The organism is Bradyrhizobium sp. DOA9 (assembly GCF_000617845.2).
Classification (GTDB): Bacteria; Pseudomonadota; Alphaproteobacteria; order Rhizobiales; family Xanthobacteraceae; genus Bradyrhizobium.
Genome location: NZ_DF820425.1, coordinates 622,211 through 635,453, shown reverse-complemented (window position 1 = coordinate 635,453; position 13,243 = coordinate 622,211). Strand labels below are relative to the sequence as shown.

Sequence of the window (13,243 nt, the reverse complement as noted above, 5' to 3'; positions counted from 1 at the left end):
GCGTCTCGTTAACGAATCGTTCACTGCGCAAGGCCAGCCCAGCCGTAACCGGCGGTTAACCATGGATATTTACGGTGTAGCAAGCCTCTGAACTATGACTGTCAGTTGATTTCGAGTCCAACCCATGGCGTTCGGTAGCCGCGCATCTCCGCGAAGCATCGCCCCGACGGAGCAAGCGGCTTCGTGGGAAGCGCCGCGCGCTGCGAAGGCGAAGCCTGACGGCGCCGCGCCGGGATTGACCAAGGGATCGCTGACCGTCTCCGGTACGCTGGCCTTCCTGCGCGAGAACGGCCGGCGCATTCTGACGCTGGCCCTGGCGCTGTTCGCCCTCGGCGTCGTCGCTCTGATGATCCTTCCGGTCCGCTATGCCGCGACGGCCCTGGTCGTGCTCGATCCGCGCGAGCTGCGGGTGACCTCGGAGCAGGACGTGCTGCCCGGCATCGGCCAGGATGCCGCGGCGCTGCAGAGCCAGATCGAGATCGCCAAATCCGACGGCTTCCTCCGCCCCCTGATCGAGCAGCTCAAGATCGCGGACGACGAGGACGTCTCGGGCGGCTACACCGACATGACGCGCCTGCTCGAAAGATTCCGCAACCGCCTCGAGATCACCCGGCGCGGGCTGACCTACGTCATCGCGATCTCCTTCACCTCCAACCGGGCCGATCGCGCCGCCTACTACGCCAATGCCATCGCCGAGGCGTTCGTCGCCAGCCAGGGCCGCGTCCGCACCGAGGCGACGGATGAGGCGGCCGACTGGCTCAAGGACCGGCTGAAGACGCTGAGCGAGCGCCTGCGCGCGTCGGAAGACGCCGTCGCCGCCTTCCGGCTCGAGCACAACATCGTCAATGCCGGCAAGGAATCCACCACGCAGCAATTGCGGGTGACCGACCTGACGCAGCAGGTCTCCGCCGCCCGCGCGCGCACCGAGGAGGCCAAGGCGCGCTTCGAGCAGGTGCAGCGCGACGTCAAGGCCAATGTCGAAGGGCCGGTGAAGCAGGATCTCCTCAGCATGCTGCGCGCACAGCGCTCGGCCCTGAACGACCAGATCGCGCAGAAGAAGGCCGTCTATGGCGACCGCCATCCGGACCTTGCGATCTCCTACAGCCAGCTGGCGGACATCAACCGGCAGATCGAGATCGAGCGCAAGAAGAGCATCGACACCGCCAAGTCCGAATACGAGGCCCAGCTGGAGCAGCAGAACGCGCTGGAAAAGCAGCTCAAGGCGGTCGAGACCAAGATGCTGCGCGACGGCCAGGCGCTGGTTAAGCTGCAGGAGCTGCAGCGCGACGCCGATGCCAACCGCAACATCTACGAGCAGTTCCTGTCGCGGTTCAAGACCACCAACGAGCAGCGTCAGCTGCAGGCGTCGCAAACCAAGATCGCCTCGGTTGCCATTCCGCCGTTGCGCTCGACGCGTCCGCCGCTCGCCTTGCTGCTTGCGGCGCTGGCGATCGGCTCGCTGCTGACGTCGATCGCCGCGGTTGCGGTGACGGCGAGCCTGTCCGCCGACAATCCCGAATCCGTTCCGGCGCCTGCCTCACGTGAAGCGGAGGAGGCGCCCGGCCGGCAAGCTCCGCCTCCGGTCGCCGCCGCGCGCCATGCCGAGGCGATGCCCCGCCTTCCTGTCTGGGCCCGCATCCCCGAGCTGGCGCCAGGCGCCGGGATCAACACGGTCTGGCAAAGACCGGTCAGCGCGTCGGCCGAGCCCGATCTCGGGCCTTACTTACGGCCACTGCTCGAACGCGTCGACCGCGTGCCGGTGCGCGGCTGCAAGGTCGCGCTGGTCTTGTCGGTCGGCAAGAGCGCCGGCGGCAACACCGTGGCGCGCGGCCTCAATCGTGCCGCCGTGAACTTGGGCATGATGAGCGTGCTGATCCGGCTCCAGCCGGAATTTGCAGGCGCCCAGCCGCCCGTGACCGAATGGCAGGACGGCTCGACCACGGCGGGACTTCAGTCGATCGACGAGCTGCTCAGCGCCGGCCGCAAGCCCGATGCGCGGCCCGAGGACGACATCCGCTCGGAGTTCGACCTGATCGTCGTCCACGCCGGCGATCTCGCCTTGCAGCCGGACGCCATCGCGCTGGCCGCGCATGCCGACCTGATCGTGCTGGTGGCGCGCGCCGGCGAGCTCGGCTCCTCCGCGATGCGCAGGGTGACCGCGGCGCTGTCGAAATATGCGGCCGTGCCGACCGGTCTCGTCGTCAATCACGTGCCCGCCGATTCGATGGTGCCTCAGCCCGACGGCGGCGCCCTGGGCCTTGCGGTGTGACGATGACAGCCTTGCGCCGCGGTCTGCTGGCTGCGGCGATGCTGTTGTCGATCTCGGTCGGCCGGCCGGCGTTTGCCGACGATTGCGTGCCCCTGAAGTCGACGGTTTCGCCCGCGCGGCTTGCCGCGCTCTCGCGCGGCTTCAACGCCGACGGCTGGATCAACGGTGCGCCGCCGGGCCGCGCGCTGCTGCAGCAGCTGCGCAAGGCGGGCATGAGCCATGTCCGCCTGCCGGTGCCGGCAGAGCGCGTGATGCCGCGCTTTGCCGCAAAGGACGAACGCGAGGCGAGCTTGCGCGTGCTCGACGGCGCATTGAAGCAGCTGACCTCGCTCGGCTATGCCATCTCCGTCGACCTTCATCCGGGCGAGCGCTTCAATCGCCTGCACAAGGACGATCCGGATGCGGCGAGGACCGAGCTGCAGGAGGCCTGGCGCGCGCTGGCAGGGGTCATTCGATCCTATCCTGCCGATCTAGTCTTCGCCGAGCTGCTCAACGAGCCCGATATCGACGCGGACAGATGGCAAAACGAGGCCGAGGCGCTCGCCGCCTTCGTTCGCGGGTTGCTGCCGGCCACCACGCTCATCGTCGGTCCGGTCAACTGGCAGCGCGCGGACTCGCTGCCGCGGTTTCGTCCGCTGGCGGACCCTGACGTCGTCTACGCCATCCATTTCTACGATCCGATGGTGTTCACCCATCAGGGCCACTGGGACGAGCGCGATCCGCTGCACGACATCGTGGATCTGCCTTATCCGATCAATGCCGGCGATCCCGAGGTCCAGGCGCTTCGGCGGGATTTGCAGGCGAGGGGCGCGGTCAAGGCCCTCGCCATGCTCGACACCGCGATTGCCGCCGCCAGGGACAAGCCGGGGGCGGATGGCTGGCTCGCGCCCGCGCTTCAATGGCAGCAGCAATTTTCGCGGCCGATCATCGTCAACGAGTTCGGCGTGCTGAAAGCCGGCGCCCCCAGGCAGAGCCGGTTGCGCTGGCTGGCGGAGGTCACCGCCTATGCCCGCGCGCATTGCTGGGGCTGGGCGCATTGGGAACTGGCGCAAGGCTTTGGCCTCGTCGACGCCGCAACCGGCAAGCCCGATCCCGGCGCGATGCGCGCGCTGCTCGGCGCGCCCGGCCGGCCTGAAGGGGCTCCCGCCGCACGCCGTGATCGTTAACGGATCCTTACACCTCGCGCGGCTATCATGTCCCGGCGCGATGCCAAAGGACGATTGATGAGCGCCGGGTATTCACCGCAAGGCCAGAGCGTGCAGGCCGCGCCGTCGCCTCCGGCCTGGCGCGAGCTGGCCGCGACCTTCTGCATCGCCATCGCGACGATCAGCTCTGCACCGGTTCTGCACCTTGCCAATCCGGCCCTGGCCATCGCCGTCGAGGTCCTGATCGGCATCGCCATCGTCGTTGCGGTTCCGACCTCGGCGCCGGCCGTCGCGATCTTCGTCCTGTTCTTCCAGAACCTGTTCGTCTCCATCCTGTCGCCGCTGGTCCCGCTGCCGTCCGATCTCGATTTCATCAAGGGCTACAATTTCCTGGTCTGCTCGGTGATGTGGCTGGCGACGTTCGGCCTTTACCTGCTCGGCCGGAGGAGTCAGTCGAGAGAAATCAATCGGATCATGCGCTGGGGCGTCGTCACCCTCGCGGTCGTCTCGCTCTATTTCGCGATCGGCTTCGTCCAGGACGGACAGCCGGCAGCGGTCTATTTGCGCAACATCGTTCTGCCGCTGTTCCTGTTTCAGCTGTCGCTCCTGACCGCGGCAACCTTCGAGGTGCGCATCACGCCGTTCCTGGTCGCGCTCGCAATCATCCTCATGCTGTGCGGCTATGTCGAGCTCGTCTTGCGCGATGTCTGGCTGGCCGTCACCAACGGCCATACGTTCTGGGGCTTCGACGAGCTCAAGGCGACCCATTCCGGCGTCTGGGAGGCCCAGATGCGGCAGACCGGCAACGTGCCCGTCACGCTCAAGGATCGTTTCAGCTTCGATTTCCTGAACACGCCTTTGCTCGAAGACTTCGGCCTGTCGAAGATGCTGCGCATCAACGGTCCGAACATGCACCCGATCAGCTTCGCCTACGGGATCGGCTTTCTCGCCCTGTTCCTGTTCTCGGTCGGACGCCCGCTGCTCGCCCTGGCAGCCCTGCCGCTGCTGGTCTTTTGCAGCGTGAAGGGAGCGCTCATCACCGTCATCTTCGTGGCTGCGGGCTGGATCGGGACGCGCCTCGTCGGTGCCGTAGCGACGTTGTTGCTGGGGTTCGCCGGCATGATCGCCTTTGCGATCCTGGCGATCCGCCTCGGCCTGCAGATCGGCGACTATCACGTCATCGGCCTGATGGGCGGCCTCGACGGATTCGTGCAGAGACCTTACGGCCGGGGCCTCGGCATCGGCGGCAATCTGTCGGACAGCTATTTTTCGATCGACTGGAACGCTGCGCAGGCGGCCGGCACGATCGACGGCGCGGTCGAAAGCGCGATCGGCGTTCTCTTGTTCCAGATGGGCATCGGGGCCTTCGTGCCGCTGGCCTTCTATTTCGCGATGGCGCTCAAGGCCTGGCGCCTGTACGCATCGTCGGGATATCTGACACAGGGCCTCGCCGGCTTCGGCGTCCTTGTCGTTCTGCTCAACGGATTGTTTCAGGAAGAGGCCCTGTTCGCGCCGCTCGCGCTGGGCCTGATGCTCTCGCTCGCCGGCCTCGTCATCGGCAGCCATGCGAGAGTGCAGAGCGTCGCCGACGCGAATGCCGAGCCCGCCCGGCTCACCGGGTACCAGCCCGCCACGTGAGCTGCCGGCGCACCAATGGTCCTGCTCGACCCGGTACTTCGCCCACGTCTCCAGGAACTTCCATTTTTTCCCGGCGTTGAACCGGATCCGCACAAGCGGCCGACGCGCGCGATGAAGAATTTTTCCAACGCCGAATTTTCTCCGGAGGTGATCGAGATCATGACGACCGCGCTGGAAGCTGCCGTTGCGACCCTGCCGGACCCCGTGCACTCCTCCCACGTCAACGCGCTCGCCGAATCCATCCTGCGCACCGCCAGCGCAGGTGAGCGGAACGTCGCCGACCTGCAAAGGATCGCCTTGATGGAGCTGCAGCTGGCGCCGCGCAAGTGACGAGGCGGACATGAAGACGCTTTTTGCCGTGATCATCGCGCTCTGTGCGACAGCCTCGATTGCCTCGGCAAACGGCTGGAGGACCTACCGCATCCCGGAATCCGGAACCTCGGTCGACATTCCCGCCTCGATCTTCACCGAGCCGGCCGGGAAGCCCGACGGGTATGGGCAGCAGTTTCGCAGCCGCGATGGCAGTGCGGACCTCACCGTTCAGGCCGTCGAGAACCAGCAAGGTCTGTCGCCGGCCGAATTCCTCGCCAGCAAGAATCCGCCGACGGGGCTCATCTACAAGCGGATCACCTCGAACTTCTTCGTGGTCTCGAGCATCAAGCGCGACAAGATCTGGTACAACCGGTGCAATTTCGCGCGGGGCTATGTGCACTGCGTTCTGATCAATTATCCGGCCGCCCAGAAGCGGCGATGGGATCCCGTCGTGACCCGGATCAGCCGCAGCCTGCATGGTGGCTGAGCCGGATCACAAGACGGAAAAGTCACAAGACGGAAAAAGCTGCCCGGGCAAGCCGGGCAGCAGGTCGTGAGGAATAGGGCCGCACGATTCTTTAGCGCGCCGTCGTCGTCGTCCGTGACATGGTCGGCTTCGAGCCCGGCACATGCGACATGGTCTTGGTGGTCGAGCCGACTTCCTCGCCGGCCTTGACCTTGGTGCGCGTGTGCGAGCGGCTGAACGTGCCGCCGTCATGAGCCTGGGCGCGGGCGTTGGAGTTCAGCACCGGACCGTTGCCCTTGTTCATGTTGACGCCGGTCTGCGTCTTGCCGCTGGCGGCAGCCGCGCTGCCGCCGGCCGCGATCGAGGAGCCGGTGCGCCCCGTCGCGGAGGTGGACGTGCCGCCGGTGCCGACCGTGGAGGCGGACGTGCCGCCCGCCGCGGCCGAGCCGCCGCTGCCGCCGGTGATGCTGGTCTGCGCCAGCGATGGTGAAGTAGCGGCAAGCAGAAGCGCGACCGCCGAGGTCGTAAGAAGCGTTCTCATGTTCATCCTCTTTTCGATGGCTTCGTGTCTAAGGCGACGAGGTCGAGATCGTGCAGCCGTTGACGGTGATGGTGCTGGCGCTGGTGGAGCCAGGTCCGCCCGCTGTCGATGACGAGCTCGAGACGTTGCCGCCGCCTGCCTGCACATTGACCGACGATCCGCCGGCCGAGCTCGAGCTCGAAAGCGAGCCGCTCGATGCGGTCGAGCCCGTCGTGCCCGAGCTCGATGCGCCGGCGGCGGTGATGCTGCCGTCTGCATGCTTCTCAACGGTGACCTTGCAGGTTGCGCCCGAGCTCGTCTTTCCGGTCTTTTCCATGGTCTCTGCCGATGCAGCGCTCCCCGTCAGGGCGAGCACCGTGATCGCAACGATTGCCTTGTTCATTGCGGCTCCTCCTCAATGGACGAAAGGGAGCGGCGCGTGCCGCTCCCCGGATCGGACTAGTTCTTGTCCTTCTTCCACTCGTCCTTGTTGTGGCCCTTGCCCTTCTCGAGGCCCATGTCGCTGGCATGGCTGCCGGACTTGCCGTCGCCCGTGCCGGGCGATTTCGACGCGCCGGACTGGCCAACGGTGGAGCCGCTGCCCGCCGCAGAACCGCCGGTGCCGACGCTGGACGAGCTCTTGCCGCCGCCGGCCGACGAGCCACCGGTGCCGAGCGTCGAGGCCGAGCCGCTGCCCGAACCGCTGCCCGCCGCGGAGCCGCCGGTGCCAACCGTCGAAGAGCTGGTGCCGCCGCCGGCCGACGAACCGCCCGTGCCGAGCGTCGATGCAGAGCCCGATCCGCTGCCGCCAGCCGAAGAGCCACCGGTGCCTACGGTGGAGTTGCTGGTGCCGCCGCCGGCCGATGAGCCACCGGTACCGATCGTCGAGCTCGATTGCGCAACTGCGAGCGCCGTGCCGGCCAGCAGCGCGGCCGCAGCCGCAGAGAGCTTCAGGATCCTCATGTTCACTTCCTCCAGGGTTTCCAAAAATCAAATCGCCAATCAGGCACGGGATAAATTGGTAATCGCGCAAACGTTCCTTCTTCGGACACGCTGACGCATCGATGTGGCCTGGTGCAGTTCCGCGCCGCAACGCACATCGCGTTCATTCATTCACCGTTCATCTGCCCGGCGAGGACGCCGCTGTCGCCGCCAGCGCCGGACTCGATGGCTCGCGAAATGGTTCGACTTCCGTAGACTTCCGCGCGATTCGCTTCGATCTGAAGCGCGGCGTCGGCGTTCCGATCATCGCATTGTCATGCTCCGGTCATCTCAGCTGCATCATCCGTTGCTCTTTTCCCGGCGCGCCGGGGCTCCGTTCCAATGACGTCGGCACGGAGCTCCGGATTGTTGTTTGGCGCGTTCTCTTGATGCGAGCCCGACGGCGCTTCGCTCGAAAACGTTCTGGGGAGAGCTGACATGCAATCGATCAAGAGGATTTCGGCGGACCGCCGCGCGATGCTCAAGGGCCTTGCGGCCGCGGCTGTGGCGCCGCTTGCGGCGCCCGTCTTTGCCGCCGAGAGCCTTCCGCCGCAGCCGACCGGTCCGGCGGCCATTGTCGTAACCGACAAGCCCTATTGGGCGGCCGTGAAGGGGCTCTATGCCGTCACGCCCGACGTGGTCAATTTCGAGAACGGCTATTGGGGCATCATGGCCGAGCCCGTCAGGCGCGAGTTCATCCGCCAGTCCGACATGGTCAATTATCAGAACACCTATTACGCGCGGCTGCGTGCGGGCACGGATTTCGAGGCGGTGCGCACCAAGGTGGCGGAGGCGGTCGGCGCGCTGCCGGAGGAGATCGCGCTCACCCGCGGCGCGACCGAAGCGCTTCAGCTCCTGATCGGCGGCTACAACAGGCTGAAGCCGGGCGATGGCGTGCTCTATGCCGATCTCGACTATGATTCGATGCAATATGCGATGAACGCGCTGAAGGCGCGCCGCGGCGTCGACGTGGTCAAGTTCAACCTGCCGGAGCCCGCGACCCGCCAGGCGGTGCTCGATGCCTATGCCCGCGCCATCGAGGCGAATCCGAGGACGCGGCTTCTGCTCCTCACCCATGTCAGCCATCGCACCGGCTTCGTCATGCCAGTCGCCGAGATCGCCCGCATGGCCAAGGCCAAGGGCATCGACACCATCGTCGATGCCGCCCATTCCTGGGGACAGCTCGACTTCCGGGTGAGCGAGCTCGAGGCCGATTTCGTCGGATTCAATCTGCACAAATGGATCGGCGCGCCGCTCGGCGTCGGTTTCCTCTACATCAGGAAGGATCGCCTCGCGGCCATCGATCGCGACATGGGCGACGAGGATTTTCCGGAAAGCGACATCCGCTCGCGGGTGCATACCGGCACGGTCAATTTCGCCACGGTGCTGACGGTGCCGACGGCGCTGGCGCTGCATCAGCAGATCGGCCCGGCGGCCAAGCAGGCGCGCCTGCGCCATTTGCGCGACTATTGGGTGAGCCGCGTCCGCGGATTCAGGGACATCGAGATCCTGACGCCGGATGAAGCCGGCTCCTATGGTGCGATCACGTCCTTCCGTCTCGCCGGCAAGACCGGAAAGGCCGACAACGAGGCCATCGTCGCGAAGCTTCGGGACAGCTACAGGATCATGACCGTGCGCCGCGCCGGCGTTGCGAAGGGCCAGTGCATCCGCGTGACCCCGGCGCTGTTCACCGAAGAGGCCGATCTCGACCGCCTCGTCGAGGCGCTGGCCGTCATCACGGGGACGAAGACGGGGTGAGCGCGCTGGGAGCGCGTCACGCGGCAAGCGGATTGAACCAGGTGAGTTCCGGAAATCTCGCAAAGTCTCCATCGGTCGAACACAGGGTGAGCCCGTGCTCGATCGCGAGCGCTGCAAGATGAACGTCCGGAACGAGATTTCCGTAAATGCCGGGAAGCGCCAGGAGCTTGCCTAACACAGCGGCGTGGTGCTCAGCTGGTTCGGGCACCCAGACCGTTTCCGCAGAGAGCCAGCTCGAAACCTGCTCCCACGCGTCCGCGATGCTCAGCGGCTTGCGAAACGCTCTTGGGTTCGTTGCGATGCGCAGGAATGCGAGCAGACTTGGCCACGGCAGTCCCACGCGAGCCGTTCCATTCAGCTTCTCGTCCAGCCACTTGCGGCTTTCGGCGTGCAGATCGGCCGTCGAATTGCAGGCATAAAGAAGAATGTTCGCATCAACAAGGATCACTTGAAGCCATCGCCTTCGAGATGCGACAGCGCTTCCGCGACGTTATCGATGTTGATGAGTGGCTTACCCATGTCGAAGGCCCGGGTACGCAAGACCTCGCGCCTTCGCGGCGCCTGGTTCATGTCCCGCAGGCCCCGCCGCAATGCCTCGTTGACGAGGTCCCTGAATTTGAGGTCGCCATGGCGGCGCAGCCGCCTGAGTTGCGCCGCGACGTCGTCGTCGATGGTCAGCGTCGTTCTCATGCATCAAAACATATAGGATCTGATGTCTTGATGTCAATCATCAAGCATCAGCGCGCTGCCATCGTTATGGCTGCGTCGGGCGTCAATCGCGGCTGGACGGTTGGATGAGGTCCCAGCGGTTGCCACACAGATCTTCGAAAACCGCCACGATGCCATAGGGCTCGTGCCGCGGCGGTCTGACGAAACGTACGCCCGCCGCCATCATGCGCGCATGATCGCGCTCGAAATCATCCGTTTCCAGGAAGAGGAAGACGCGTCCGCCGGTCTGGTCGCCGATGCGCGCCGTCTGCGCCGGACCGTCTGCCCGCGCCAGGAGCAGGCCAGAACCCGGATTGCCGCGCGGCCGCACCGTCACCCAGCGCTTGCCGCCGCCGAGCGGCGTGTCCTCGCAAAGCTCGAAGTTAAGGGTGCCCGTGAAGAAGGCGATCGCTTCGTCATAGTCGGCGACCACGAGACTAACGAGGGACAGACGCTGATTCATCGCGCGGCCCGGCGAATGGTGGCGAGCTCGTTGTGGAGGAGACAGGATAGCATAGCGCGGCACGGGCGCGTGATCCTGTCTCCCGGTCCCAAGCTCCGGGCACGCACCGCACTCAACGCCACCCCAGCGCCGGCGCCACATGCGTCAAAATCGCCTCGATCGCATGCGCGCAATAGTCGACGCCGAGCTGGTTCGGGATCGTCAGCAGCAGCGTGTCGGCCTCGGTGATCGCCTCGTCCTGGCGCAGCTGTTCGATCAGCACGTCCGGCTCGGCCGCATAGGAGCGACCGAAGATCGCGCGCGTGCGCGGGTCGATGAAGCCGATCTGGTCTTCGCTGCCGCGCTCGCCGCCGAAATAGGCGCGGTCGCGATCGTCGATCAGCGCGAAGATGCTGCGGCTGACGGAGACGCGGGGCTCGCGGCCGTGGCCGGCTTCCTTCCACGCCGCGCGAAAGCTACGGATCTGCGCCGCCTGCTGCACGTGAAAGGCCTCGCCGGTCTCGTCGTTCTTCAGCGTCGAGCTCTGCAGGTTCATGCCGAGCTTGGCCGCCCACACGGCGGTCGCGTTCGAGCCGGCGCCCCACCAGATCCGCTCGCGCAGCCCCTGCGCATGCGGCTCCAGGCGCAGCAGCCCGGGCGGGTTGGGAAACATCGGCTGCGGATTGGGCTCGGCGAATCCTTCGCCGCGCAGGAGGTCGAGGAAGACCTCAGCATGGCGTCGCCCCATGTCGGCATCGCTCGCGCCCTCGGCCGGCCGATAGCCGAAATAGCGCCAGCCGTCGATCACCTGCTCGGGCGAGCCGCGGCTGATGCCGAGCTGCAGCCGTCCGCCGGCGATGAGATCGGCGCTGCCGGCGTCCTCCACCATGTAGAGCGGGTTCTCGTAGCGCATGTCGATCACGGCCGTGCCGATCTCGATCCGGCTCGTCCTCGCGCCGACCGCCGCAAGCAGCGGAAACGGCGAGGCCAGCTGCCGCGCGAAATGGTGGACGCGGAAATAGGCGCCGTCGGCACCTAACTGTTCGGCCGCGACCGCCAGCTCGATCGATTGCAGCAGCGTATCGCTGGCAGAGCGCGTCCGGGATTGCGGCGAGGGCGTCCAGTGCCCGAACGAGAGGAATCCGATTTTCTTCATGAAGGCAATCTAGCGGCCATCGGCCGGTGTGGCGAGACTCAGTTCGAGTAAAGATATTGCGCGGAGCCCGATCTCCCGGGCGCTCTCGGTCTCTCGCCGCGAGCTGCCGTCACGTTCACTAGGCCGCCTTTTTTCGACTAGGCCTGATCAGGACGTCTGCGGAGATGCCAAGGCGCTCGTGAAGGCGCCGGATCATCGTGATCGATAGCCCGCGTTTTCGGTTCAAAACCTCGGCGATGCGGGTGCGCGTCCCAATGATCTCTTCCAGGTCCCGCCGGGTGAGCCCTTGCTGCTCCATCCGAAACTTGATGGCCTCAATAGGGTCAGGTGGATCCATTGGGTAATGCACAGCCTCGTATGCATCGATCAGCGTCGCGAGCACATCCAGCCGGTCGCCCTCTGGTGTGCCCGACTTGGCACCCCAGAGGCGCTCCACCTCCTTGAGGGCGGCCTCATAATCCCGTTTCGTCCGAATCGGCTTGATCTCAGTCCTCGCCATGTCGAACCTCTCTTACGTTGATCCTGTCGTAGTCTCGGTGCGTGCCGATCCATTTGATCCACACGATGCTCTTCTCGAAATCAATGGCGGCGACGAGTCGATAGTCGTTTCCCTTGATGTTAAAGACGACGCGATCTGCCGAGATGATGCTGGCGGTCGCGTAGCTGCGTTTGATGTCCGCGGCGCTGGACCACCGCGCCTTCTTGGTCTCATCGAACCAGGCATCGAGGGCAGCTTTGAGGGCGGCGTGGTCCTTATGTCCTCGCCGCGCCTCGACGAACTCCCGCAACGTACGCCGGGCTATGATCCGCATGCGGCAACGCTAGCATGCGCCCAAAATGGGCGCAACGCCAATCCCTTTGCGAGCAGGACGTGCGAGCGCGCGCTACTGCACCTCGGCGATCTTCGGTCCGGATGAGGGCACTTGCGCGCTGGTTGCGGGCGGCCGGTTCGACGGCGAGGCCGGGTCCGGCGATCGGGATGCGGCGTCGGGCGGCGTTCCTTGCGATGGTCGGCGCGCCGCATTGGTCGGAAGCACGATCACCTTCGCGCCGACTTTCACCCGCTCGTAGAGGTCGGTGACGTCCTCGTTTGTCAGGCGGATGCAGCCGGACGATACCCGCTTGCCGATCGTCTCCGGCTTGTTGGTGCCGTGAATGCGATATTCGGTCTCGCCGAGATACATCGCCCGGGCGCCGAGCGGATTGCCGGGCCCGCCCGCCATGAACCGCGGCAGATAGGGCTGACGCGAGACCATCTCCGCAGGCGGGCGCCAGTCCGGCCATTCTGCCTTGCGCGCCACGGTCTGCTCGCCGGACCACGCGAAACCTTCGCGGCCGACACCGATGCCATAGCGCATCGCCTGCGTGTCGTTCAGGACGAGATAGAGGAACGTGTTCCGGGTATCGATGATCACCGTGCCCGGCGTTTGGTGGCTGGCGTAGTCGACCACCTGCCGGACCAAGGCTCCGGGAACGTCGGCGTCGGCTTTGGGCGGCTCGACCAGCGGCGCCGGAGGCGGAATCGCCGCCGGCGCGGGCGCTGCTGCATGAATAGGAGGTGCCACGTAGACCGGACTTGACGATGCCATCGCCTGGGGCGCGGACGGCTTCCGCACCGGCTGCACGCTCCCCGGGCGTGCCAGCAGGCCGTACCCCAAGGCGGCGACGGCCACGACGCCAATTCCAACGCGCGCGGCCATCGGCAGTGCGATCGTCTCGACCTTCCGGCGTTTGGCCCGCTTGCTCATGTCTTCTCCCAGGTCGCCCTGCCCAGGAGAGGTACCCAGCAAGATTTAAGAAAGTTCGAAGCGATTTCGCTCGGGCCGGAACCGTTGGCGATGGTTAACG

16 protein-coding genes are annotated in these 13,243 nt (G+C 65.9%); 6 read left to right on the top strand and 10 right to left on the bottom strand.

Annotated features, from left to right (window positions below; all coding sequences use genetic code 11):
• The first annotated feature begins 124 nt into the window (after window positions 1-124).
• The 5 genes from BDOA9_RS02945 (at window position 125) to BDOA9_RS02925 (ending at window position 5,851) form a co-directional block, all read left to right on the top strand.
• On the top strand, window positions 125-2,269 hold the full coding sequence (locus BDOA9_RS02945; RefSeq protein ID WP_025032461.1) for a GumC family protein: 2,145 nt from the start codon (window positions 125-127) through the stop codon (window positions 2,267-2,269).
• Window positions 2,270-2,271: 2 nt separating this feature from the next.
• Complete coding sequence (locus BDOA9_RS02940; RefSeq protein WP_025032460.1) at window positions 2,272-3,435, top strand: glycoside hydrolase family 5 protein; 1,164 nt, start codon at window positions 2,272-2,274, stop codon at window positions 3,433-3,435.
• 57 nt (window positions 3,436-3,492) lie between these two features.
• Window positions 3,493-5,052, top strand: coding sequence for a hypothetical protein (locus tag BDOA9_RS02935; protein WP_025032459.1), 1,560 nt, complete (start codon window positions 3,493-3,495; stop codon window positions 5,050-5,052).
• Between the two features lie 111 nt (window positions 5,053-5,163).
• Entirely contained in the window at window positions 5,164-5,382 is a 219-nt protein-coding gene (locus BDOA9_RS02930) for a hypothetical protein (RefSeq protein ID WP_025032458.1), read from the top strand.
• Window positions 5,383-5,392: 10 nt separating this feature from the next.
• Window positions 5,393-5,851, top strand: a complete 459-nt coding sequence (locus BDOA9_RS02925) for a hypothetical protein (RefSeq protein ID WP_025032457.1) — start codon at window positions 5,393-5,395, stop codon at window positions 5,849-5,851.
• Window positions 5,852-5,942: 91 nt separating this feature from the next.
• Here the strand turns inward: BDOA9_RS02925 and BDOA9_RS02920 are convergent, their stop codons facing one another.
• The 3 genes from BDOA9_RS02920 to BDOA9_RS02910 are packed head-to-tail and all read right to left on the bottom strand — an operon-like array spanning window position 5,943 to window position 7,313.
• Window positions 5,943-6,377: a hypothetical protein gene (locus BDOA9_RS02920; protein WP_025032456.1), complete on the bottom strand. Its 435-nt coding sequence runs from the start codon at window positions 6,375-6,377 to the stop codon at window positions 5,943-5,945.
• A 22-nt stretch (window positions 6,378-6,399) separates the two neighbouring features.
• A complete protein-coding gene (locus tag BDOA9_RS02915; RefSeq protein WP_025032455.1) occupies window positions 6,400-6,753 on the bottom strand; it encodes a hypothetical protein in 354 nt (117 codons plus the stop codon).
• Window positions 6,754-6,809: 56 nt separating this feature from the next.
• Window positions 6,810-7,313 carry a hypothetical protein gene (locus tag BDOA9_RS02910; protein WP_042335447.1) on the bottom strand — a complete coding sequence of 168 codons (504 nt, stop codon included), beginning with the start codon at window positions 7,311-7,313 and terminating at the stop codon, window positions 6,810-6,812.
• A 456-nt stretch (window positions 7,314-7,769) separates the two neighbouring features.
• Between BDOA9_RS02910 and BDOA9_RS02905 the strand changes: the two genes are divergently transcribed.
• A complete protein-coding gene (locus BDOA9_RS02905) occupies window positions 7,770-9,089 on the top strand; it encodes an aminotransferase class V-fold PLP-dependent enzyme (RefSeq protein WP_025032453.1) in 1,320 nt (439 codons plus the stop codon).
• A gap of 16 nt (window positions 9,090-9,105) precedes the next feature.
• On the opposite strand, the gene BDOA9_RS02900 is transcribed toward BDOA9_RS02905, so the two are convergent.
• The 7 genes from BDOA9_RS02900 to BDOA9_RS02870 form a co-directional block, all read right to left on the bottom strand.
• Entirely contained in the window at window positions 9,106-9,537 is a 432-nt protein-coding gene (locus BDOA9_RS02900) for a TA system VapC family ribonuclease toxin (RefSeq protein ID WP_210183833.1), read from the bottom strand.
• A complete protein-coding gene (locus tag BDOA9_RS02895; RefSeq protein ID WP_025032451.1) occupies window positions 9,534-9,779 on the bottom strand; it encodes a hypothetical protein in 246 nt (81 codons plus the stop codon). Before BDOA9_RS02895 ends, BDOA9_RS02900 begins: the two co-directional genes overlap by 4 nt.
• A gap of 82 nt (window positions 9,780-9,861) precedes the next feature.
• On the bottom strand, window positions 9,862-10,260 hold the full coding sequence (locus tag BDOA9_RS02890) for a VOC family protein (protein ID WP_025032450.1): 399 nt from the start codon (window positions 10,258-10,260) through the stop codon (window positions 9,862-9,864).
• 112 nt (window positions 10,261-10,372) lie between these two features.
• Window positions 10,373-11,395: an LLM class flavin-dependent oxidoreductase gene (locus BDOA9_RS02885; RefSeq protein WP_025032449.1), complete on the bottom strand. Its 1,023-nt coding sequence runs from the start codon at window positions 11,393-11,395 to the stop codon at window positions 10,373-10,375.
• 118 nt (window positions 11,396-11,513) lie between these two features.
• Entirely contained in the window at window positions 11,514-11,894 is a 381-nt protein-coding gene (locus tag BDOA9_RS02880) for a helix-turn-helix domain-containing protein (RefSeq protein ID WP_025032448.1), read from the bottom strand.
• Window positions 11,881-12,207 (bottom strand): type II toxin-antitoxin system HigB family toxin, encoded by a 327-nt coding sequence (locus BDOA9_RS02875; RefSeq protein ID WP_025032447.1) that lies wholly within the window; start codon window positions 12,205-12,207, stop codon window positions 11,881-11,883. The genes BDOA9_RS02880 and BDOA9_RS02875 overlap by 14 nt, the downstream gene beginning before the upstream one ends.
• A gap of 72 nt (window positions 12,208-12,279) precedes the next feature.
• Window positions 12,280-13,143: a L,D-transpeptidase gene (locus BDOA9_RS02870; RefSeq protein WP_025032446.1), complete on the bottom strand. Its 864-nt coding sequence runs from the start codon at window positions 13,141-13,143 to the stop codon at window positions 12,280-12,282.
• Between the last annotated feature and the right edge of the window lie 100 nt (window positions 13,144-13,243).

Coding starts and splice junctions, on each gene's coding strand:
- BDOA9_RS02945 (WP_025032461.1), top strand. CDS start 125: ATGGCGTTCGGTAGCCGCGCATCTCCGCGAAGCATCGCCCCGACGGAG.
- BDOA9_RS02940 (WP_025032460.1), top strand. CDS start 2,272: ATGACAGCCTTGCGCCGCGGTCTGCTGGCTGCGGCGATGCTGTTGTCG.
- BDOA9_RS02935 (WP_025032459.1), top strand. CDS start 3,493: ATGAGCGCCGGGTATTCACCGCAAGGCCAGAGCGTGCAGGCCGCGCCG.
- BDOA9_RS02930 (WP_025032458.1), top strand. CDS start 5,164: ATGAAGAATTTTTCCAACGCCGAATTTTCTCCGGAGGTGATCGAGATC.
- BDOA9_RS02925 (WP_025032457.1), top strand. CDS start 5,393: ATGAAGACGCTTTTTGCCGTGATCATCGCGCTCTGTGCGACAGCCTCG.
- BDOA9_RS02920 (WP_025032456.1), bottom strand. CDS start 6,377: ATGAACATGAGAACGCTTCTTACGACCTCGGCGGTCGCGCTTCTGCTT.
- BDOA9_RS02915 (WP_025032455.1), bottom strand. CDS start 6,753: ATGAACAAGGCAATCGTTGCGATCACGGTGCTCGCCCTGACGGGGAGC.
- BDOA9_RS02910 (WP_042335447.1), bottom strand. CDS start 7,313: ATGAGGATCCTGAAGCTCTCTGCGGCTGCGGCCGCGCTGCTGGCCGGC.
- BDOA9_RS02905 (WP_025032453.1), top strand. CDS start 7,770: ATGCAATCGATCAAGAGGATTTCGGCGGACCGCCGCGCGATGCTCAAG.
- BDOA9_RS02895 (WP_025032451.1), bottom strand. CDS start 9,779: ATGAGAACGACGCTGACCATCGACGACGACGTCGCGGCGCAACTCAGG.
- BDOA9_RS02890 (WP_025032450.1), bottom strand. CDS start 10,260: ATGAATCAGCGTCTGTCCCTCGTTAGTCTCGTGGTCGCCGACTATGAC.
- BDOA9_RS02885 (WP_025032449.1), bottom strand. CDS start 11,395: ATGAAGAAAATCGGATTCCTCTCGTTCGGGCACTGGACGCCCTCGCCG.
- BDOA9_RS02880 (WP_025032448.1), bottom strand. CDS start 11,894: ATGGCGAGGACTGAGATCAAGCCGATTCGGACGAAACGGGATTATGAG.
- BDOA9_RS02875 (WP_025032447.1), bottom strand. CDS start 12,207: ATGCGGATCATAGCCCGGCGTACGTTGCGGGAGTTCGTCGAGGCGCGG.
- BDOA9_RS02870 (WP_025032446.1), bottom strand. CDS start 13,143: ATGAGCAAGCGGGCCAAACGCCGGAAGGTCGAGACGATCGCACTGCCG.